Below are 21,040 nucleotides of genomic sequence, written 5' to 3' on the forward strand. Positions count from 1 at the left end.
GGAAAACCCGCTGCGGAACAACACCGGAGCGGGTTTGTAATTCTTGTCTTGCCACCGCAATAAACGCGGTGAAGAATCAGTACAGCTTTTTCGGCAATTGCTGGCTGCGGATGCGTTTGTAATGACGCTTCACTGCAGCTGCTAGCTTACGCTTACGTTCAGCTGTCGGCTTCTCGTAAAACTCGCGCGCGCGCAACTCGGTCAATAGACCTGTTTTTTCGATGGTGCGCTTGAAGCGACGCATTGCGACTTCGAACGGCTCGTTTTCTTTAAGACGAATTGTGGTCATGTAAATTCAAACCATGGTTAAATTGGGAAGAGGGCGATTATAGCAGGGGAAATCAATAAAGGGAAGCGCTCTGATATTCCCTAATCGAAGGTAAGTGCAAATGCGCCACAATTAGTGGCAATTCAGAACTAACTTTCGCTATTCTATATTTTTTTCGCCATATAGACATTGAAATTGGAGGGCAGTCCGAAATTAAAAAGACATTCCTGCCGCCGTTGCCGAAGCCCATGCCCATTGAAAGTTATAACCACCGAGCCAGCCCGTGACGTCTACCGCCTCGCCAATAAAGTGGAGTCCGGGTACTTTATTGACCATCATGCTTTGTTGCGACAATTCGCGCGTGTCTACGCCGCCAAGCGTGACTTCAGCTTTACGGTAGCCCTCCGAGCCGTTGGGAGTGATCTCCCAGCGATTGATGGCGTCGCTCAGTGTGCGCAGCATACGGTCTGGAGTGTCGGCAATCCGCGCTGTCGGATCAATACCATTGGCCTCTAAAAGCCCTACGGCCAGACGATTCGGTAGCCATTGGGAAAATAAATTACTAAAATTCTTCTTGATAGACGTTTTGCCAGCGATCAAGGTCTCGGCAATATCAATTTCAGGTAACAAATTCAGGTTGAGTGGTTGCCCCGGTTGCCAAAAACTTGAAATTTGTAAAATGGCAGGCCCGGATAAGCCGCGATGCGTGAAAAGCAGGTCTTCTTTAAAGAAACCACGGGATTTTTTGTCGCCGGCTTCGACTTCAACTGGCAACGCTATTCCTGCGAGTGGCAAAAACGGTTGCCAACCAGCAGCATCAAATGTCAGTGGAACAAGGCCGGGACGCGGCGGAATCATTTTTAGGCCGAACTGTTGCGCGATACGATATGCAAAATCAGTCGCGCCAATCTTGGGAATTGATAACCCTCCAGTGGCGATGACGACATTCGCTGCGAGTATTTCTCCGATACCGGTATCGAGCCGAAATAAATCACCTTCTTTACCAATACTGGCAACACTGCAAGGCATGCGCCAACTAACGTTGCCGAGTTCACATTCGGCTTTCAGCATGGCAATAATTTGCTCTGCCGAGTCGTCGCAAAATAGTTGTCCCTTATGCTTTTCGTGATAGCCAATACGATAGCGTTTTACCAGGTTAATGAAATCCTGCGGGCTATATCGGGATAATGCACTTTTGCAAAAGTGTGGATTTTGTGAAAGGTAATGCTGTGGTGCGGCAGCGGCGTTGGTGAAGTTGCAGCGACCACCACCAGAAATGCGGATTTTTTCCGCCAACTTTGGAGCGTGGTCAATCAGGACTACTTTTTTCCCTCGCTGACCTGCTACAGCGGCACACATCATGCCTGCAGCACCGGCGCCAATTACGGCGACATCGAATTGTTTTGCCATTACTTTTTGGTATTTTTGTTGTGTGTATGTTGCGTATTTTCAATATTTTTTGATTATTGAAAGTACGGTGGAGGCGTTAGACCCATCCATAATTCTGAGGACAGTCGCATCATGTCATTTAATGAGCCGCGTTGGGCAAACGTTTTGCGCAACCAGCCAGCATCGCTAAGGCGCTCATTGGCCATATTGGCTAAACGTTTGAGTGATGATCGCTCGGCTTCGTTTTGAGTGTAACGGTCAAGATCTTTTAAATGTGTCAGCAAATGGGCGTGAATAGATTGTTTGGTAGATGTGGCTAATGTCTCTCCATGGATCGCGTAGGAACCATTTAGCCCGTAGCGACTGGCTTCAAAGCGGTTGAATTCATAGAGAAGATAAAAGTCGTTACGTATCACAAAAGGTCGCTCGGTCAATATCCAGCGCGCTAGTAGTTGTGCATAGCAACCCAGATGGGCGGCATGTTCGATGGTGAGTGGCGTGTCGCAAACGCGAATTTCAACCGTGCCGTATTCTGGTTTTGGTCGGATATCCCAGTAAAAATCTTTCATACTGCCGATGATGCCCATTTGGAGCAACTCGTTGTAATACCGTTCAAATTCTGTCCACCGATGCATGACTGGCGCGGTACCCGATAGTGGAAACGCACGGACTACATTGCTACGCGACGATTCGAATTGCGTGTCTGCGCCTTGATAGTATGGGGAGGCGGCAGAGAGGGCAATAAAATGGGGGACAAATCGCGAGAAGGCATGGGTTAAATAGAGGGCGTCGTCGCCATTCGGTACACCGATGTGAATATGTTGACCGAATACAGTGAAAGATTTGGCGAGATAACCATATTTTTCATACAAGTGATTAAATCGTTCACTTGGCGTAATACGTTGTTCGTTCCAGTGTTGAAATGGATGAGCGCCACCGCCGGAGACATCGATATTGAGGTACTGTGCGCCTTTGTTGAGGGCCGCGCGCAGTACTTTTAGTTCTTCTATCAAAGAGTCTACGCTGGTGTGGATGTCGGAATTGAGCTCGATCATGCCCTGGGTTACTTCCAGTTTGATTTGCTTTTGCAAATCGCGTGGCTCAATCCAGGTCAGCAAATCTACCGCGTCGCTAGCGAGATTGTAATTACGTCGATTGACAAGTTGCAACTCCAGCTCGATTCCCATCGTATATGGGGTCGAGGAGGTAAATGGTAATATTTCCGGGTTTGCCGGAGCGTTTAGATCGTCGGATTCAACCATGTTTTTTCTCCGTTGGCCTTATACCGGCCAACAATTGTGTAACCTGAATTGGGTAGTTGGATAGGTCTGAGTGTGCATTTTTTAGATAAAACGCAGGGTCAATTGCCGAATTCAGGTTTAACCTTCGCGTCCACTTTCGCCAGATTTGATCAGGGCAAATTGTGTCGCTATGGGACCAAATAGTTCCAGCACGATCAGGCAACCTGCTAGCAGCGGAAGGACGTCCGCAGTCGTATGCGGATAAAGATAAGAAATAGTTTGCATCAAGCCAAGGCCCGCCTCTGTCATTGGTAACGTTGCGAGTGTTATCAATCCTGCTTGTTTCCATTTCATTCTGGCGAAATGCGCAAAAGTGAATACGCCGCAAGCCATTGCGAGGAAGCGGGCGCCAATTAATACCATCACCGATGTGCCGACCATCGATAGATCGGTCAGGCGAATCGATGCGCCGATAGAGACAAATAACATGACGATAAATAACTCGTTGGCGATGCCAAATTCCAACTCCATCAAATCGTATTGATGATCGAGGTTTTTTGACATAATCGCGAAGACGAGCATCGTCAGCAATACAGGTAGTTGTAAGGCATGTGCGGCACCGATCGCCAGCGAGATAACGGCAATGACGAGTACGAACTGACGACTTGGTTGGCGACCTAGTAAGCGTGCCAGCGGAATCATCAGCCGGTAGGTGGCATACGCCAGCAGCAACGATCCAACGAGTGAATAAGCGGTGTGCGCTGCTAAGGTTAAGAAGGGCGTGCCTTCATGCGCGATGATTGGCAGTAGGGCGTAGGCAACGAGAATGGCGACAAAATTATTCAGTGCGGTCATTGCTGCCAGGCGCCGTGTCACCTGACCTTCTGCTTTAAGGTCTCTTAAGACGACGATAATAACGGCCGGTGCGGTGGCGATGGCGAGGACGCCACCCAGCATTGCGACGACTTTTGACGTGCCGACCCAGATTAGCGCGCTGCTGACGAAGCCAAAGCAGAGTGCTGAACTTAATAAGACTGTGGCAGTTAGCCATTTTTCGCGCCGCAGCCAGCCAATGTCTACGTAACGGCCAAGTTGATAGACGACCAGTGCAACTGCAATATCGGCAAAAATATTTGCTAATTTTAGTACATCGCCAGAAAGCAGATTAAGACCACCAACGCCAAGAATAAATCCGACGACCAGATAGCCCGTAATTCGTGGAACCCAAGGGGTTTTTGTTGCTATATAGCCGCCCAGCAATCCGAATAACAGCAAGCTGCCAAATAGCAGTAGTGCATTCCACTGTATCGGGTCTGCTAAGGCAAGGGACGGAAGAGCCCAATCCATAGATACTCCCGGAGGTTAGTTTTGCTGATCTTATGCCAATCGCAATCTTTAAAGTTAGCGATAAAGTGTGGCGCAAGAAGCTGATTATGGAGAACAAACGATTAACTGCATTGCTGCAGAATTAACGCAGAATTTAATCTAGATTGAAAGAATCTGAACTATGCGAAATACCTGAGGAAAACCAAGTCTTAGCAGCGGGGTGATGGTTTTTTGATTACATCTATTATAATAAGTACGTCGCATTGGCTTGCTCCTGAAATCATGGAAGGACATTTCTGGACTTTACCCTCGTGAATAAGATATTCGTGCGTTAAATCATTAACGATTTGTCAGTTTTTATCTGAGTTGGTTCCATATTTGCACTATTTTGGTACGCTTGTAGTGCGACTTAAGGCAAAAATGGTAGTGAAGTTTGCCTGAGTTTAAGTATTTTGCAAACCTCTTTGCAATGCGAGACCTGTTCCAGGATCGGTTTTGGTATTGCAATTCGACCATCTAACGCGTCGTTTATCCAGAGCGCTGTCACACTTGCATCGCGTTCTACGGGTAGGGCAGGGATTTCTTCAGCAACGTTTTGTTTTTCTACCAACGTGCTTTGTGTGCCAAGGTGAAACCATTCTATTTGCTGTGCCCTTTTTGCATTGGCGACCGTTTCGCCCTCGGTACCACGCATGAGAAAAACATCGCCTCGTTCTGCTGCTGCGGTAGTTTTAAAATAGGTACTCAGCATGGCCAGATATTCTGGGTGCGTGTAAGAAGTCAGGCGCAAGGCCGGCGCGCTGAATGGTTGCATAATTTTTACTAACGTGTGTGTCGAGTTGCGTACACCCAAAACACGGCGCATTTCTAGCAAACGCGACATTTTTGGTGCTAGGGCGGCGATTGGCATAAAAGCGGGTTGAAGCCGTGCAAAACGTTGCGTTGCTTCATCGATGCTGGTGGCGTGCGTTTGTCCAAGTGCGGTAAAAATTTCTGCTGTGGTGATTCTTCCCGGGTCGGTGAGTACGCCATGCACCAGGACGGGAATACCTTCGCGGGCTAGCAATAACGCCAGTAAGGGCGTGAGATTGGCCATATGACGGGCGCCGTTGTAACTGGGAATGACCACCGGCGCGTAAATTGATGATCCGGTTACACCTTCAGTTTCGGGAGCGGTCGGTAACGTCGGAAAGGAAGCTTCAGCGGCGTCGAGAAAACCGGCAATTTCATCTACTGATTCGCCCTTGATGCGCATTGCCAGCAAAATACCGCCCATTTCCAGATCAGAGACACGACCATCCAACATGGCAGTATAGAGATCGTAGGCATCCGAGCGAGAAAGGCTGCGCGCACCGTCTTTTCCACGTCCGATTTCCTTGATGAAGCGGGCTGCTTTGAATGGCTCTTGTAATGTTGTGTTTTGCATATGGCAATGTGACAATGTCAGTAAAGAAGGGTTGAATAATGCCCAAATAATGTGTAAAGCGACTGACGGTATTGCAAAGTAATTAACTATTAAAACGAATGAATTTGTCGACTAATTTTGATGACAAGGCGCTATCGGTTGCATCACAGTCAGGTAAAATCAGGCTTCTAATTGATCAATCTCGTCGATGTTGTCGATCAAGCGTTTGAATACGTTGTGTGTACAAATGCTTATTTGTAGACATCATAGCGTCATTCGTGAGGTCGTTTATATGTCTTCGCATGGTCTTTGTGCCATGACTGTGTGCTATCAGTCACTCTTTTTTTGGATCAAACATGGCAATTGACCCCCGCGATCTAGAGGCTCTGCGCTCACCGTTGTTAAGATTTGCGCAACTTCAGTTACGCAACACCAGTTTGGCAGAAGACGCTGTCTCGGAAACCATCGTCGCGGTGATGGAACATCCTGATCGATTTCAGCAGCAATCTTCCCTCAAAACCTATGTTATCGGTATTCTGAAACACAAATTGATTGATCAGTTGCGACGTGGCAAGCGCGAGATCCAACTTACTGATGATCCTTATGATGATCGCAGTGATGCAGATATGGTGGATGCATTGTTCAACAGCCGAGATCACGCAACTGAAGCAATGCCCGATTGGGGAAATCCAGATCAGACACTGGAGCGCAAGGAATTTTTTGATATTTTGCAGTTGTGTATAGACAAGTTGCCAGCCAAAACAGGGCGTATTTTTATGATGCGCGAATGGTTGGAGTTGGACACCGACGCGATCTGCAAGGAACTGGATATTACTACTGCCAACGCGTGGGTGCTGTTGTACCGGGCACGTACGCGCTTGCGCGAATGTCTGCAAATTAATTGGTTTGGTATTCATTCCGCGTAGCGATCGGATAATAGTGTAGTGCCATAAAGTATGGTGTTGTAGTGTGACGTGTTATTTGTTGTTATTAGTACATGTATTTAATCGACAGATATTGCAATTAGATGTAATTTTCGCGGCGTTTCCACGACTACAATTTATGCGTTCTTGTCTTCATGTGTACTTGATGCGTTTTTTTACTGACCTTTATTCCAATAAATAAAATATGCCCCGTCAACGTCTATTTCCTACTTGCCGCGAAACGCAAAGCCTTTTGTCAGAAGCGCAGGATCGAACGCTTTCACCCATCCATCGCGTTCGCGTCAGGGTGCATTTGTGGACTTGTACTGCGTGTACCCGTTTCTCCCGCCATATTCATTTCTTGCGTGATGCAATGCAACGCTTGGGGAAAGATTAAGGACGCACAGCGTTTTAAAAGGTGTTTTGATGCTGCTGCAACACAAAATTTCTCCATAGTTAAGCCCATATGCAGAGAGTTATCTAGCCAGCGTGCGCATTCCATTACAATGCGAGATTGTAAAAATTACCTATTACCATGATTGTTCTCGGCGTTGAATCATCTTGTGATGAAACCGGCATTGCGTTATACGACACACAGCGCGGTTTGCTTTCTCACGCACTTTATTCACAAGTGGCGATGCACGAACAATACGGTGGCGTTGTACCAGAATTGGCGTCCCGGGATCATATCCGCCGCGCAATCCCGTTATTACAACAAGTATTGACTGAGGGAAACACGCATCTTGACGATATAGATGCCATCGCTTATACACAAGGGCCCGGATTAGCTGGTGCTTTGTTGGTCGGTGCGTCAGTTGCCTGCGGTCTCGGTCTGGCTTTAGATAAGCCAATGCTGGGCGTGCATCATCTGGAAGGGCATCTTTTGTCCCCGTTGCTGGCGAGTAATCCACCGAAATTTCCGTTTGTGGCGTTATTGGTGTCGGGTGGACATACGCAATTGATGCGTGTGGATGGCGTAGGGCAATACACTTTGCTTGGTGAAACGTTAGATGACGCTGCGGGCGAAGCTTTTGATAAATCGGCCAAATTGCTGGGTCTTGGTTATCCCGGTGGACCAGCAATATCACGTCTGGCAGAGTTTGGAGACCCAACAGCGTATCAATTGCCGAGACCAATGTTGCATTCAAAAAATCTGAATTTCAGTTTTTCTGGCTTGAAAACAGCGGTACTGACCTTGGTGAAGAAGCAAACGATCAATATTTGCGAGCAGGATAAAGCTAACATCGCGCGCGCTTTTGTGGATGCTTTGGTGGAAGTTCTGGTGGTCAAATGCATTGCTGCCTTAAAACAGACAGGGCTTAACCGCTTGGTAATCGCCGGGGGCGTCGGCGCTAACCTGCAATTGCGCGACGCGTTAAATGCGGCTGCGGTGAAGCGGCGTTTCAAGGTGTTTTATCCTGAACTTGAGTTCTGTACCGATAATGGCGCAATGATTGCTTTTGCCGGTGCAATGCGTTTGCAAATCAGTCCGGATGCTGCGCAGCGCGATTATGCATTTAATGTGCGACCGCGCTGGCCGTTAGATCAGATAGGGATATGAACAGAAATGAAGAAAATTGGCGGCTAGGCGTATAATGCTGGACTAAATGCTGGACTGTAATGCAAAAGTGTGCTGATCGTACGACAGTTACACACCCCTATCGATTCAACTTGAAACTAGTCGGACGTTGCTGTTAGCGCCTTTGACATGATGTAAAAGTTGACACGAAATCACGAATTCTTTGAAAGCAATAGTGCCTTTAGGCGAATGAAAATTCGTTAATGCCACGTCTATATACATGTATGATATAGCGTGAAAGGCCGCCAATTACTATGCCTGACACTCAGTCTGAAAAGCAACAAGAAATTATCATAGCGTCCGATGCGGAAGCATTAGAGGCATCCATTAAATTTACAGATTTTGGGTTGTCTCCAGACATCTTGCGGGCGCTGAGCGATCAAGGATATGTCAACCCGACGCCTATTCAGGCCCAAGCCATTCCGATCGTTTTACAAGGTCGGGATGTGATGGGCGCGGCCCAAACCGGCACCGGTAAAACGGCAGGATTTGCGCTCCCGATTATTCAGTTGTTGCTGGCGCACGCCAACACCAGCGCCTCACCAGCACGGCATCCGGTCCGCGCCTTGATTTTGACGCCAACCCGTGAACTGGCGGATCAGGTTGCCGAAAATGTTAAAGCCTATTGCCGTCATACGGCGTTGCGTGCAACGGTGGTGTTTGGTGGTATTGATATGGCCCCACAAACTGCGGCACTGCGTTCAGGTATCGAAATTGTGATTGCAACGCCGGGTCGTTTGCTGGATCACGTTCAACAAAAAACCATCAGCTTGTCGCAAACGCAAATTTTGGTGATGGACGAGGCTGACCGCATGCTTGATATGGGCTTTCTGCCCGACTTGCAACGGATTATTAATCTGCTCCCGAAAGAGCGTCAGAGTCTGATGTTCTCAGCTACGTTTTCTGCTGAAATCAAAAAACTCGCAGGTAGCTTCCTCAAAAATCCGGTCACCATTGAAGTCGCACGCAGTAATGCGACGGCTGACAATGTCACACAAACGATGTATCGGATTGATGATCAGGCAAAGCTGGACGCGGTGTCTTTTATTATCCGCGAACGCAATCTTAAGCAGGTCATCGTGTTTTCGAATACGAAAATCGGCGCATCACGTCTGGCCAAGCATCTGGAAAGCGAAGGCGTTAATGCTTCTGCGATCCATGGCGATAAAAGCCAGAACGAGCGGATGGCAGCGCTGGAAGCTTTCAAGCAAGGTGCGATTGAAGTGTTGGTCGCGACCGATGTTGCCGCTCGCGGTCTCGACATCGCTGAGCTGCCATGCGTGATTAACTTCGATTTGCCTTATAACGCGGAAGATTACGTCCATCGTATCGGCCGTACCGGTCGTGCTGGCGCGTCGGGCGATGCCATTTCGCTGTGTACTGATAAAGATGAGCGGTTGTTGGTAGATATTGAAAAAATGATCAAGCACAAGTTTGTTCGTGCTGAGTTGGTGGGCTTTGTGGCGAAGGCACGCGTGGTTGAGCGTGAGCGTTCGCCGCGTCGTGATGACGGTGATTCGCGTGGCAATGCTCGCTCAGATTCACGTTCAGATTCACGTTCGGACCCTCGCTCGGACAGCAGAACCGACTCACGTTCAGGATCCTCGGATCGTAGCAGCCAGCATACGCGTAGCGCCTATACATCGTTGCCGCGCAAAGAGAAAATTGATCCGTGGTTCTTGAAACCGTACGAACCTACGCTTTCGTCAGTTGAGAGCGCGCAAAATAGTCAGTCAGGTCTTCCGGTCAAGCCTAAAGGAAAGCTTGCCGCGCTATTAGGCGGAATGCCTAAGCGCTAAGCCAGGTTATCCGCAAGGTGAAATAAGTGTGCCAGTAAAATGCCCAGGCAAATTACTGGCTTTTATGTGCCACCGCCTAAAAAAATGCCATCGCAGTATGAGAGACATAGAACGTTTTGCTTCGAATCTGCTACCGTTTTAGTTGATGTTACGGCGCTCTACGCGCTGACTAGCCCAGGCTGCAATGGCAACGGCCCAGAATGTTTCAACTGAGGCAACGTGGCCAATTTCCAATCCTAGAAACCATGCGGCCTTGACCAGCGTTTGAAGTGGTTGGCTCAAATCCAGCGGTTGTGCGTCGTATTGTTTGGATAATTTTTCACCGTTGGCGTTGGTGATAACCGGCACATGCAAATAGCTTGGTGTTGTCAATCCCAGTTGCCGTTGCAAATAAATTTGTCGGGCGGTGGAATCAAGAAGATCCGCACCACGCACAACATGTGTCACACCCTGATCTGCATCGTCGACGACCACGGCAAGTTGGTAGGTCCAAAATCCATCTGCACGTTTCAGCACAAAATCGCCGACCTCTATTGCAAGATGCTGTTGCATTAACCCTTGCCATCTGTCCTCAAACCTGATCAGTTCAGCCGGGTGACCGGCATCGGGTACCAGCAATCGATAGGATCGGGTCGGCTTGCCAACTGGCAGTCCTTCCCTGCAAGTGCCAGGATAAACTGCGGCACCATCGGACGCGACACCAATTTGTGAGTCGACGATTTCACGGCGCGTACAGCCGCATGGATAGGCTAGTCGTCCTAGTTTGTCAAATGCCGCCTGGTACAAATTTGTGCGACAGCTTTGAAATACTACCGGCCCATCCCAAGCCATCTGTAGTGTCGATAACGCTTTTAAAATCGCATCGGCTGCGCCGGACGCAGTGCGTGCTTCATCAACGTTTTCCATCCGCACCAGCCATTGACCCTGATGCGCTTTGGCATCGAGATAACTCGCCATAGCGGCAACCAGCGAACCATCATGCAATAGCCCGGTCGGGGAGGGAGCGAAACGTCCAATGTATGGGCTTGCGTTGAGCATTGTTAAGTAATTAGAAAAAAATAAGGATCTGTATTTGGCATTGACTAAGGCCACTCAATAAAATTCTGCACGGTTCCAGGATCGCTCAATTGATTAATAAACCATTTAAGAGATTTTCCTAAGACCGGCGTTCGCCATGCGATTTGCGATTTGACGCCCGGTTTTGCCTCCAGTGTTTCTTTTTCAATCAAAGCGCCCGATAAAAAATAAGGAGCAGCCAGACGACGCGGCAAATGGCCGCATCCCAATCCGTTCAGTTGTGCTTGCAATTTTGTCGACATCGTCGGTACGGTTAAGATATCTTGGCCGATTAACAGTCCGGAGGTAATGCTGGGTAAAACGCGTCCCGTGTCGCCGACTGCAACCGCCCTGTACTGTTGGATCGTATTAGCGGTCAAGGGTTCCGGTGCACACGCCAAAGGATGGTGCGGCGCAACCGCGAAGGCCCAGTCGGTGAGGCCTAATTGGCGTGTCTGGAAATCTCCGCTCATACGCACGTAGTCGGGTCCGTCATGTGGCGCGCCAATGGCCAGATCGGCGCGATCATTGATCAGGGCTTCCCACACACCGGAAAGGGCCTCATGAAAAATGCGCAAGCGCGTTCCTGCATTTTCACGATCAAAAGCGGCGATCATTGGCATGAGTGTCTCGAACGGCACAATACTATCCAATACGATCCGCAGTTCAACCTCCCAGCCAGTCGCGGTACGTTTTACGCGCCGCTCCAGTTCTTGCGCTGCCTGGAGTAAGTGACGTCCTTCGGTCAATAGTTCGAGACCGGCAACTGTGAGTTTGGCGCGATGACCGGTTCGGTCAAACAATAAAACATCCAGATCTTCTTCTAACTTGCGGATACTATAAGTGAGCGCTGACGGCACCCGATTGAGTGCTATGGCGGCGGCGCCAAAGCTTCCTTTGCGGTCAATGGTATCGATGATCTGCAATGCTTCGAGCGTCAAATTCATGGTTCGCTTAGCGCCGTGATAGTAAAGTTTATCGATTTACCGCATTATGGAATAAATGAATGATATAGCTAAAATTTGAGGTGCCCATCAAAGGATGGTTAAATTAACTCTTATTTATTGCTGCCGTCGATCTCCACCCCGTTCTGCGTGATGTGTGATCTGTATACAGATTAGAAAAAAGCCCATCCGAATCAATGATGAGCTTTTATGTCTGTCAACGTGCGTAGTGGCTATGTCGTTTATGGAGTCGACGTGATTTCTGGCACTGTTGTGTCTTGTGCCGACATTTTTTTCATTCGATTGGTGGCGCAATGCGGGCAAGAGACGCCGATGATGTATTCCGGCGATAGTTGTTCGCGGGGGGTCACGACAGTGCGGCAGATGAAGCATTGCGAAGCCGCTGTTTCTTGAAGCTGAGGATTGAGCGCTGTTCGGTAGTCGAACACAAAGCAATCACCGTTATAGTGCGCGCCGCCGCATTCCTCGAAATACTTAAGAATGCCGCCATCTAGTTGATAGACGCTGTCAAAGCCAATCTCCTGCATATGAATAGCGGCTTTTTCGCAGCGGATACCACCGGTGCAAAAGGTAACAACAGTTTTGTCGATCAATGCTTCTTTGTGGGCAGAAATGACTTCCGGAAATTCACTAAACTTGTCAATGCGATAATCGACCGTGTTTTCGAAAGTGCCGACATCCACCTCGAAACCGTTACGCGTATCGACCATGACCACAGGACGACCATTGTCATCGTGGCCTTGGTCCAGCCAGCGCTTGAGTGTTTTCGGCGCAACAGAGGGCGCACGCCCTAACTCCGGTTTAATCAAAGGGTGTTTCATCGTAATGATTTCCGCCTTTAACTTCACCAGCATGCGTGTAAATGGCTGATTTTCTGAATAACTTTCTTTTACTTCGACATCAGCGAAGCGCGGGTCTGACCGTAGCCAGACTAAAAACTGATCAATTTGTTCGCGGAAGCCCGCCAAAAACATATTGATGCCCTCAGGACTCAGCAGAATGGTCCCTCTTAGCTGAAGTTGAGTGCAGGTTGCCAGAAATTCCGCGCGCTTCTCTGCGGTATCATCGAAAGTGATAAATTTGTACGCTGCAATGTTGACGTAAGTAGGTGTGGACGACATAAGCTTGATTCTCTGAGGTTCTTTGAAGTTTCTGTAAGTCATTGATTTAACAGTATTATAAACGCGGCGCGACTTTTCAACGTGATTTGCTGTGCGAAAGCCGATTCAGAGCGGGTGGCGGGGTAAAATACGGGCTATGACGACACCGCAATTTACCCATCTCCGCCTGCATTCCGAATATTCAATCGTCGATGGCTTAGTCCGCATCGATGACGTAATTAAAGCCGCTGCAGACGATCAGCAAGCCGCATTAGGAATCTCCGATCTCGCCAACCTGTTTGGCATGGTCAAGTTTTATAAGGCTGCGCGCAGCAAAGGCGTTAAGCCGATCATTGGCTGCGACGTCTGGATCACCAACAACGAGGCACGCGATAAACCATCACGTTTACTGTTGCTGGTGAAGAGTCGTGTCGGTTATTTACAGTTATGTGAATTGCTGTCCAAGGCATGGATAGAAAATCTACACCGCGGCCGCGCCGAAATTCGCTCCGAGTGGCTGGAAGACCTTCAGCACCAATCGGGTGGCAACGGCCTGATCGCACTGTCCGGTGCCCATTTTGGTGATGTCGGTATTGCCATTGATAACGGTAATCTGGCAGCGGCTAAACGTTGTGCCCAGCACTGGATGGGTATTTTTCCCGATAGTTTTTATATCGAAGTGCAGCGTGCTGATCAGCCGAATATGGAGGCGAACGTGCGTCATGCCGTCGCGCTGGCATCTGAGCTGCAACTGCCGGTGGTGGCAACGCATCCGATTCAATTTCTTGATAAAGAAGAATTCATTGCTCACGAGGCACGCACTTGTATTTCTGAGGGCGAAATGCTGGCAAATGCGCGGCGCGTGCGACGTTTCAATGATCAGCAATGCTTTAAAACCCAGGCCGAAATGGCGGCGTTATTTGCTGACATGCCGGCCGCATTGCAAAACTCAGTAGAGATCGCCAAGCGTTGTAACTTGTCGCTGCAACTGGGCAAGCCGCAACTCCCGGATTTTCCGACGCCCGAAGGTATGTCGATTGGTGACTTCCTTGATGAGCAGTCAAAAGATGGGCTCGCGATGCGCATGGTGCATCTGTATCCAGACCCTGAAAAGCGTGAAGAGAATCGTCAGCGTTATGAAGATCGGTTGAAGTTTGAGATCGATACCATCGTCAAGATGGGATTTCCCGGCTATTTTCTGATCGTTGCCGAATTCATTCGCTGGGCTAAAGAGAATGGTGTGCCGGTTGGGCCGGGCCGGGGTTCTGGCGCTGGTTCACTGGTGGCGTACTCACTTCAAATTACCGATCTTGATCCGTTGCGATATAACTTGCTGTTCGAACGGTTTCTGAATCCGGAACGGGTTTCTATGCCCGATTTCGATATCGACTTTTGCCAGGAAGGCCGTGACCGGGTTATCCAGCACGTTAAGGATTTGTACGGTAAGGATGCTGTCTCCCAAATTGCGACTTTCGGAACGATGGCCGCAAAGGGTGCGATTCGCGACGTTGGCCGTGTTCTTGATTTTGGCTACAATTTCTGTGACGGTATTTCCAAACTGATCCCGTTCAAGCCGGGTAAGCACGTGACGATTGCGGACGCTATTAAAGAAGAGCCGATGCTGGCCGAGCGTCTGGAAAATGAAGAAGAGGTCAAGCAGCTATTGAGTCTGGCGCAGCAGGTTGAGGGCATTGCCCGCAACATCGGCATGCATGCGGGTGGCGTACTGATTGCGCCGGGCAAGTTGACCGATTTCTGCCCGCTCTACACGCAAGGTGGTGATGCCGGTGTGGTGTCGCAATACGACAAGGACGACGTGGAAGCGGTCGGACTGGTTAAGTTCGACTTTTTGGGTTTGACCACGCTGACGATTCTTGATCGTGCAGTGCGCTACATCAAACAGCTTGATCCAGCGATGGCTGACTTTAGTCTGGAAAAATTGCCGCTGAATGACCGTGCTTCTTATCAGTTGCTGACGGCCGCCAAAACCGTCGCCGTATTCCAGCTCGAAAGCCGCGGTATGCAAGGGATGCTGAAAGATGCGCGACCGGATCGATTCGAAGACATTATTGCGCTGGTGGCACTCTATCGTCCCGGTCCAATGGATCTGATTCCTGATTTCTGCAAACGTAAGCATGGCGAACGTTTTGATTATCCTGATCCACGCACCGAAGGAATTTTGTCGGAAACCTACGGCATCATGGTGTATCAGGAGCAGGTTATGCAGATGGCGCAGGTCGTCGGCGGTTATTCGCTCGGCGGTGCGGATTTGCTGCGGCGCGCAATGGGTAAGAAAAAAGCTGAAGAGATGGCCGAGCATCGTCAAATCTTCCGCGACGGTGCCGCTAAGGATGGTTTGAGCGAAGCCAAAGCCGACGAAATTTTCGATTTGATGGAAAAATTTGCGGGGTATGGTTTTAACAAATCACATGCCGCTGCGTACGCGTTATTGTCTTATCACACCGCTTATTTAAAAGCGCATCATCCGGCAGCTTTCATGGCGGCTAACTTGTCGCTGGCGATGGATGACACCGAAAAAGTAAAAATTCTGGTGGCGGACGCGCTTGATATCTGCAAATTGACTTTACTGCCACCGGACATTAATTTATCGGAATATCGCTTTACGCCCGAAGCTGAGGCAGGTAAAAAAGCGGCGTTTATTCGTTACGGTTTAGGTGCGGTTAAAGGTTCTGGTCAAAACGCGATTGAGGCGATTGTCGCAGCGCGAAACGTCAAACCTTTTGTGGATTTGTTCGATTTTTGTGTGCGGGTCGATAAACGTCAGATTAACCGACGCACGATAGAATCCCTGATTCGTGCTGGCGCATTCGATTGCTTTAAAGTGGATCGTGGCATTTTGTTGGCATCGGTGCCGCTGGCGATGGAGGCGGCTGATCAAAAACTTGCAGCGGCAAACCAGGTCAGTTTATTCGGTGGCGATGATAGTGATCTTGAACAACCGCCAGAGTATGTCAAAGCGATGCCTTGGACTGATAGGCAAAAACTCACTGAAGAAAAGTTGGCACTTGGCTTCTATTTATCAGGCCATTTATTTGATATTTATGCGCCAGAAGCCCGCCGCTTTGCGCGCACGCCTTTAGGTAATCTGGAGCCGTCACGCGATCCACGGACGCTGGCTGGCATTATTTCCGGCTTACGAACACAAATGACTCAGCGCGGAAAAATGGTTATCGTGACATTAGATGATGGCAGCGCATCGGTCGATGTAACCATCTACAACGAGCAATTCGAACCGAATAAAGCCTTCTTCAAGGAGGATGAGTTTTTGGTCGTACAAGGTAAAGTCTCGGAAGATCGCTTTAATGGTGGCTTACGCGTATCCGCAGAAAAAGTAATGGATATCGCGAATGCACGGATTCATTATGGTCGGCAGTTTGTTTTGTCGTTGACGGCATCCAAACAACAGATCGACGTCAGCGAACTGAAAACAATGTTGTCCTCGCATCGCTCTGAAGCTGGCTTGCCGTTGACTGTCCGCTATACCGGCGGCGGGGTCGGCTGCGAGATATTGTTTGGGGATGGATGGCGGGTCTCGCCTAGCGATGGTTTGCAAAGCTCTCTGGCTGAGAAGTTGGGACGGGAATCGGTATTGGTCGAATACTAAATAGTTACAATTAATGATTAATGACCGATGATTGATGACTATTTAATAATAGTCATCAATTTTTTAATTTTATCAATAATTAGCCCGACTTCGGGCGTGCGACTCGGAAGTTAAGTAACGCAACAAAAAAATATTCGGAGAAGAACTTTGTCTTATTTGAAATGGCCGGTAATTCTCGTTATTACGTTTTTTCCTGCGCTCTCGATTGTTTTGCATAATGCAGGTAACGCCGGTTTATATTTGCTTTTCTTGTCCAGCATTGTTGCTTTGATTTGCCGGTTCAAGCCGATGGGGGCAAGTTTCAGTCAATTGCTAAAGCAATACTGGCCGCTTCATCTTGCTATGGCTTCGCTGTTCTGTGCTGTACTTATCAATCAACTCGTCTCAGGAAGTTTTCAGTTTAAGCAGTATGACCGGGCGATCAGGCTCGCCGTATTTGCTCCTATTTTCTGGGTGATACTGAGTGTGCCACTTCGCTATCTCAAGAATGTGCAGTGGGCTTTTGTTGTCGGTGTGGTAGCGGCGATGATAAAAGCGTATATGTTAACTGACGCTGGCGTAAATCGCTTCGGAAATATTGGTTTTTTATCAACCATTGCATTTTCTAACATCGCACTCTTGTTAGGAAGTATGGCGTTAATTTCCTTCGGCTGGAATGATCGTCGTGACAAAGTTATATTTGCCTTAAAAGTATTGGCGTGTTGTCTTGGCTTATATGTGACCTGGTTAGCGCAAACTAGGGGAAGCTGGATCGCGATACCCTTTTTTCTAGTGGTCGCATTCATGTTTTTTAACAACATTCAACTGCGGAATAAACTGGCGATTGCGGTAATCGCACTGGGCATATTAGTTGGCATAGTGACGTTTAGTAGTAGCGTCCAAAACAGACTGGAAGATGTGAAAGAGGATGTCACTCTTTACACGGACGGCCAAAACGCTGACACTTCCGTAGGCATTCGCCTGCAACTATGGAATGCAGCATGGATCTTATTTAAAGAGCATCCGATCGTTGGCACAGGACGTGAGAATTACAGTAGCAATGTCAATGAGTTGGTATCCCGTAAAATAGTGAGCCCGGCGGCGGCGGCTTTTGCGCACTCGCACAATGAAATTTTGTTTAATATGGCGATTCTGGGCGTATTTGGATTGCTGGCGAGCATCTCGATTTATTGCGTGCCTGCCTACTATTTTTTGCGCGAAATCCGTCATTCTGATGAAGATATAAAGACTGCAGCAGCGTTGGGAGTGACGCTTTGCCTCGGATTTTTTATATACGGCCTTACCGATCTGATGTTCTTTTGGACCGTCCTCGGTGGATTTTACACAATGAGTGTGGCGACATTTCTTGCCTGTATCATTAAACGAAAAAAAGAACTTGAATTGACTCAACCATGACTGCACCATCGTATTCAACGTATTTCAAGCGACTGGCAACATTCCATCGTCCTTACAAAAAACGGTTGGCGTTGGCCTTCCTCGGAATGGTTGTCACCGCCGCGACCGAGCCGCTGGTGGCGTATATCTTTAAGGTTTTACTCGATCATGGGTTTGTCGAAAAGCCTTCGTTCCCGTTGTGGATGGTGCCGGTGGCGGTGGTCGGTGCGTTTGTTGCACGCGGAGCCTCCACATTCTTAACGACCTACATGACTAACTGGGTGTCTACGCGCGTGCTTAATACGTTACGGCGTCAAATGTTCAGTCGTTTGCTCAATGTACCGATTGATTTTCATGCCACGTATACCGTGGGACGCGTGATCAATTCGATTATGTTTGAAGTACAGCAGATCATTGACATGATTAGCAAACTATTTACGTCTATCGTGCGTTGTATTTTGACAGTTATCGGCTTACTGGCGTACATGTTGTATATCAGCTGGAGTCTGACGATTGTCGCGCTGGTGTTGATGCCGTTGATGATGGTTGTGGTGCGAACCACTGGAAAGCGCCTCAAGAAACTGAATAAAGATGCCCTGAACGTTAACGCGCAACTGACCCAAGTAATTGAAGAAACGACGCGAGCACAACAAGTCATCAAGATTTTCGGCGGACAGGATTATGAAAAAAAACGTTTCGAAGCGAGTGCTGATCATCTTCGACAATTCAGTATGCGGCTGACAACGACCTTTGCGGCGACTGTTCCGGTTACCCAAATCATGACCGCTTGCGCGATGTCCGTCATGATCATGATGGCATTGGTGCAATCCAGCCATAACCAGATCACGGTGGGTGGATTCATCTCATTTTTCACCGCGATGATTGCATTGTTAGCGCCGCTCAAACAACTGGCAGAAGTGAATGGGCCGTTGCAACGTGGGATGGCGGCTGCAGAAGCGGTATTTACGCTCATCGATAGTCAGGTGGAGCGCTCCGATGGCAAGCAACTTGATCAGCGTGCGCGTGGCAGGATCGATCTGGTCGATGTGAGTTTTTCCTATCCTGGCCAAGAGGCGCGGGCTTTGGATGGCATTAATCTGAGTGTTGAACCGGGCGAAACGATTGCATTTGTTGGGATGTCGGGTGGTGGCAAATCTACCCTTGTGAATTTAATACCCGGCTTTTATGCGCTGACCGGAGGCCAAATTTTGCTGGATGGCGAACCGATCGAAGATATTGCGCTGACGAGTTTGCGCGAGCAAATCGCGATGGTAAGCCAAAATGTTATCTTGTTCGACGACACGATTGCCGCAAATATTGCCTATGGCGACAGTACGCCGGATCGCGGTCGTATTGAGGCTGCAGCAAAGGCCGCTTACTTGACCGATATGATCGCGAGCCTGCCTGATGGACTGGAAACACAGGTTGGAGATAACGGTTCACGCTTATCAGGCGGCCAACGCCAGCGGCTGGCAATGGCGCGGGCAATCTATAAAGATGCGCCAATCCTGATTTTGGATGAGGCGACGTCGGCGCTGGATAGTGAGTCCGAGCGCGCTGTACAAGCTGCATTAGATAAATTGATGGAAGGCAGAACCACGTTTGTGATTGCCCATCGTCTCTCCACTATTGAGCGTGCCAGCCGCATTGTGGTGCTTTCTTCGGGGCGGATTGTTGAAGTTGGCACGCATGACGAATTGCTGGAAAAGCAGGGTGCTTACGCTAACCTGTATCGCCTGCAGTTCTCCAATGAAGTGGTGAATGTCGAGGTATAAATGCCGACAGTTAGGCGACCTGGTTTTGATCGATCATCGATCGCGCTAACGTACTTGAATCCTTTTACTTGAGTTCAAAATTTTATGGTTACACAGCTGGTTCCAAGCGATGTATTAAAAAAAGCGGATAAAATTTTGTTCATTGCTCATCTTGCTTTGGGCGATTTCACTTACTTGCAAAACTGTTTTCAGTCCTTTGCAGAAGCCTATCCGCACATCAAGATTCATATATGGATTGATGAAGTTCGCCGGACTAATCGACCTGAGAGTTGGGTGTTTTTAAAAAAGTATGCGTTGTACGATTGGGTCGCCGCATGTCCGTTTGTGACCAAGCTCTATAACCAGACTTATAGTCCGCCGTTGTTTCAGCAGTCCATAAAAGAAGCCCAGCAAGAAGCTTATCCGGTAGTCGTGTCGCTTTCAACGTTACGGCCGCCGATGTATGCGTCACTTGCCCGTGAAATCAGTCCACAAGGTTTTGTCGTGGGCATGAAAAAGTCGGCGAGTCTGTTTGCTGTACATAAACATTTGGCGTATCGAAAATTGGATGCGGCCCTTAATCCAGACGAGGCATCGGCACCAGGATTGCACATCAGCGATATTTACGCGGGCTGGTTCAAGCGCTTGTTTGGTATTGATACCTCCGCGTCCTCGCGATTGCCTTTTGTTCAGATTCCAGAGCGTTGGACCGATTACGCAAAGCAACAATTACGCGACTGGGGATTTGTGCGTGAGAGCGGCCAGACCGAAATCGAACCGAAGCTGGTATTCATCAATCCGTATGCAAAGACCAAGAAACGTTGTTGGCCCTTAGAGCGCGTAGTTGAACTGGCCCTGGCAATAAGAGCGCAGGACAGCTGGCGTAACACTGATCTTGTGGTGAACGTCGTACCCGAGGAAATGAGCGCTGCCAAAGCATTTTTTGCACAGCAAAAACTAGAGCGGTTTCAGCTTTTTAGTGCGCAGGAAAATTTCTTCCAGTTACCAGCAATATTACAAGAGTGCGATTTAATTATCTCGGTCGAAACCGCTGTGATGCATTTGGCCAATGCAGTGCACGTGCCGGTGATTGCGCTGATGCGCCAAAAAAATCCTGAGTGGGCGCCGGTTGATAAGGCAAATAGCATCGTCGTCAACGCACCCAATCGTAGGGATTGGGTGAGAGCGATTACCGTTGATCAGGTGATCGCTGTTTTGCCGCCCAATACCTGATTG

The 21,040-nt window shown here is 48.8% G+C and carries 16 protein-coding genes; 8 read left to right on the forward strand and 8 right to left on the reverse strand.

Translation table 11 applies throughout. From position 1 onward, the window contains the following. Positions 1-76: 76 nt before the first annotated feature. From rpsU to ybiB, 5 genes are all read right to left on the reverse strand, one after another. Positions 77-289, reverse strand: coding sequence for a 30S ribosomal protein S21 (gene rpsU / locus ACXX82_RS14970; protein ID WP_005665410.1), 213 nt, complete (start codon positions 287-289; stop codon positions 77-79). A 192-nt stretch (positions 290-481) separates the two neighbouring features. After that, complete coding sequence (locus ACXX82_RS14975; RefSeq protein WP_322236126.1) at positions 482-1,678, reverse strand: BaiN/RdsA family NAD(P)/FAD-dependent oxidoreductase; 1,197 nt, start codon at positions 1,676-1,678, stop codon at positions 482-484. 53 nt (positions 1,679-1,731) lie between these two features. Next, positions 1,732-2,919, reverse strand: coding sequence for a YbdK family carboxylate-amine ligase (locus tag ACXX82_RS14980; RefSeq protein WP_322236127.1), 1,188 nt, complete (start codon positions 2,917-2,919; stop codon positions 1,732-1,734). Positions 2,920-3,036: 117 nt separating this feature from the next. After that, positions 3,037-4,245 (reverse strand): cation:proton antiporter, encoded by a 1,209-nt coding sequence (locus tag ACXX82_RS14985; RefSeq protein ID WP_322236128.1) that lies wholly within the window; start codon positions 4,243-4,245, stop codon positions 3,037-3,039. 388 nt (positions 4,246-4,633) lie between these two features. Further along, on the reverse strand, positions 4,634-5,650 hold the full coding sequence (gene ybiB / locus ACXX82_RS14990) for a DNA-binding protein YbiB (RefSeq protein ID WP_322236129.1): 1,017 nt from the start codon (positions 5,648-5,650) through the stop codon (positions 4,634-4,636). A 335-nt stretch (positions 5,651-5,985) separates the two neighbouring features. Here ybiB and ACXX82_RS14995 point away from each other — a divergent pair, with 335 nt between their 5' ends. The 4 genes from ACXX82_RS14995 (at position 5,986) to ACXX82_RS15010 (ending at position 9,930) form a co-directional block, all read left to right on the forward strand. Beyond that, the gene (locus ACXX82_RS14995; protein WP_458563185.1) at positions 5,986-6,555 is read left to right on the forward strand and encodes a sigma-70 family RNA polymerase sigma factor; all 570 of its coding nucleotides are present in this window, start codon (positions 5,986-5,988) and stop codon (positions 6,553-6,555) included. Positions 6,556-6,757: 202 nt separating this feature from the next. Further along, a complete protein-coding gene (locus ACXX82_RS15000) occupies positions 6,758-6,949 on the forward strand; it encodes a zf-HC2 domain-containing protein (protein ID WP_322236131.1) in 192 nt (63 codons plus the stop codon). A gap of 138 nt (positions 6,950-7,087) precedes the next feature. Then, positions 7,088-8,113 carry a tRNA (adenosine(37)-N6)-threonylcarbamoyltransferase complex transferase subunit TsaD gene (gene tsaD / locus ACXX82_RS15005; protein ID WP_322236132.1) on the forward strand — a complete coding sequence of 342 codons (1,026 nt, stop codon included), beginning with the start codon at positions 7,088-7,090 and terminating at the stop codon, positions 8,111-8,113. A 272-nt stretch (positions 8,114-8,385) separates the two neighbouring features. Continuing rightward, complete coding sequence (locus ACXX82_RS15010; protein WP_458563186.1) at positions 8,386-9,930, forward strand: DEAD/DEAH box helicase; 1,545 nt, start codon at positions 8,386-8,388, stop codon at positions 9,928-9,930. Between the two features lie 138 nt (positions 9,931-10,068). Here ACXX82_RS15010 and gluQRS read toward each other — a convergent pair whose 3' ends face one another. The 3 genes from gluQRS to ACXX82_RS15025 form a co-directional block, all read right to left on the reverse strand. Then, positions 10,069-10,968 carry a tRNA glutamyl-Q(34) synthetase GluQRS gene (gene gluQRS / locus ACXX82_RS15015; protein WP_322236134.1) on the reverse strand — a complete coding sequence of 300 codons (900 nt, stop codon included), beginning with the start codon at positions 10,966-10,968 and terminating at the stop codon, positions 10,069-10,071. A gap of 44 nt (positions 10,969-11,012) precedes the next feature. Next, on the reverse strand, positions 11,013-11,933 hold the full coding sequence (locus tag ACXX82_RS15020; RefSeq protein WP_458563187.1) for a LysR family transcriptional regulator: 921 nt from the start codon (positions 11,931-11,933) through the stop codon (positions 11,013-11,015). A gap of 239 nt (positions 11,934-12,172) precedes the next feature. Continuing rightward, positions 12,173-13,072, reverse strand: coding sequence for a sulfurtransferase (locus tag ACXX82_RS15025; RefSeq protein ID WP_323505701.1), 900 nt, complete (start codon positions 13,070-13,072; stop codon positions 12,173-12,175). Positions 13,073-13,208: 136 nt separating this feature from the next. Here ACXX82_RS15025 and dnaE point away from each other — a divergent pair, with 136 nt between their 5' ends. The 4 genes from dnaE to ACXX82_RS15045 all read left to right on the forward strand — a co-directional run bounded on the left by dnaE (position 13,209) and on the right by ACXX82_RS15045 (position 21,037). After that, a complete protein-coding gene (gene dnaE, locus ACXX82_RS15030) occupies positions 13,209-16,676 on the forward strand; it encodes a DNA polymerase III subunit alpha (protein WP_458563188.1) in 3,468 nt (1,155 codons plus the stop codon). A gap of 147 nt (positions 16,677-16,823) precedes the next feature. Beyond that, positions 16,824-18,071 (forward strand): O-antigen ligase family protein, encoded by a 1,248-nt coding sequence (locus ACXX82_RS15035; RefSeq protein WP_322236138.1) that lies wholly within the window; start codon positions 16,824-16,826, stop codon positions 18,069-18,071. After that, positions 18,068-19,825 (forward strand): lipid A export permease/ATP-binding protein MsbA, encoded by a 1,758-nt coding sequence (gene msbA / locus ACXX82_RS15040; protein WP_322236139.1) that lies wholly within the window; start codon positions 18,068-18,070, stop codon positions 19,823-19,825. Before ACXX82_RS15035 ends, msbA begins: the two co-directional genes overlap by 4 nt. Before the next feature lie 84 nt (positions 19,826-19,909). Then, entirely contained in the window at positions 19,910-21,037 is a 1,128-nt protein-coding gene (locus ACXX82_RS15045) for a glycosyltransferase family 9 protein (protein WP_323505699.1), read from the forward strand. Positions 21,038-21,040 lie beyond the last annotated feature (3 nt).

Source organism: Glaciimonas sp. GNP009 (genome assembly GCF_054343755.1).

Coding starts and splice junctions, on each gene's coding strand:
- rpsU (WP_005665410.1), bottom strand. CDS start 289: ATGACCACAATTCGTCTTAAAGAAAACGAGCCGTTCGAAGTCGCAATG.
- ACXX82_RS14975 (WP_322236126.1), bottom strand. CDS start 1,678: ATGGCAAAACAATTCGATGTCGCCGTAATTGGCGCCGGTGCTGCAGGC.
- ACXX82_RS14980 (WP_322236127.1), bottom strand. CDS start 2,919: ATGGTTGAATCCGACGATCTAAACGCTCCGGCAAACCCGGAAATATTA.
- ACXX82_RS14985 (WP_322236128.1), bottom strand. CDS start 4,245: ATGGATTGGGCTCTTCCGTCCCTTGCCTTAGCAGACCCGATACAGTGG.
- ybiB (WP_322236129.1), bottom strand. CDS start 5,650: ATGCAAAACACAACATTACAAGAGCCATTCAAAGCAGCCCGCTTCATC.
- ACXX82_RS14995 (WP_458563185.1), top strand. CDS start 5,986: ATGGCAATTGACCCCCGCGATCTAGAGGCTCTGCGCTCACCGTTGTTA.
- ACXX82_RS15000 (WP_322236131.1), top strand. CDS start 6,758: ATGCCCCGTCAACGTCTATTTCCTACTTGCCGCGAAACGCAAAGCCTT.
- tsaD (WP_322236132.1), top strand. CDS start 7,088: ATGATTGTTCTCGGCGTTGAATCATCTTGTGATGAAACCGGCATTGCG.
- ACXX82_RS15010 (WP_458563186.1), top strand. CDS start 8,386: ATGCCTGACACTCAGTCTGAAAAGCAACAAGAAATTATCATAGCGTCC.
- gluQRS (WP_322236134.1), bottom strand. CDS start 10,968: ATGCTCAACGCAAGCCCATACATTGGACGTTTCGCTCCCTCCCCGACC.
- ACXX82_RS15020 (WP_458563187.1), bottom strand. CDS start 11,933: ATGAATTTGACGCTCGAAGCATTGCAGATCATCGATACCATTGACCGC.
- ACXX82_RS15025 (WP_323505701.1), bottom strand. CDS start 13,072: ATGTCGTCCACACCTACTTACGTCAACATTGCAGCGTACAAATTTATC.
- dnaE (WP_458563188.1), top strand. CDS start 13,209: ATGACGACACCGCAATTTACCCATCTCCGCCTGCATTCCGAATATTCA.
- msbA (WP_322236139.1), top strand. CDS start 18,068: ATGACTGCACCATCGTATTCAACGTATTTCAAGCGACTGGCAACATTC.
- ACXX82_RS15045 (WP_323505699.1), top strand. CDS start 19,910: ATGGTTACACAGCTGGTTCCAAGCGATGTATTAAAAAAAGCGGATAAA.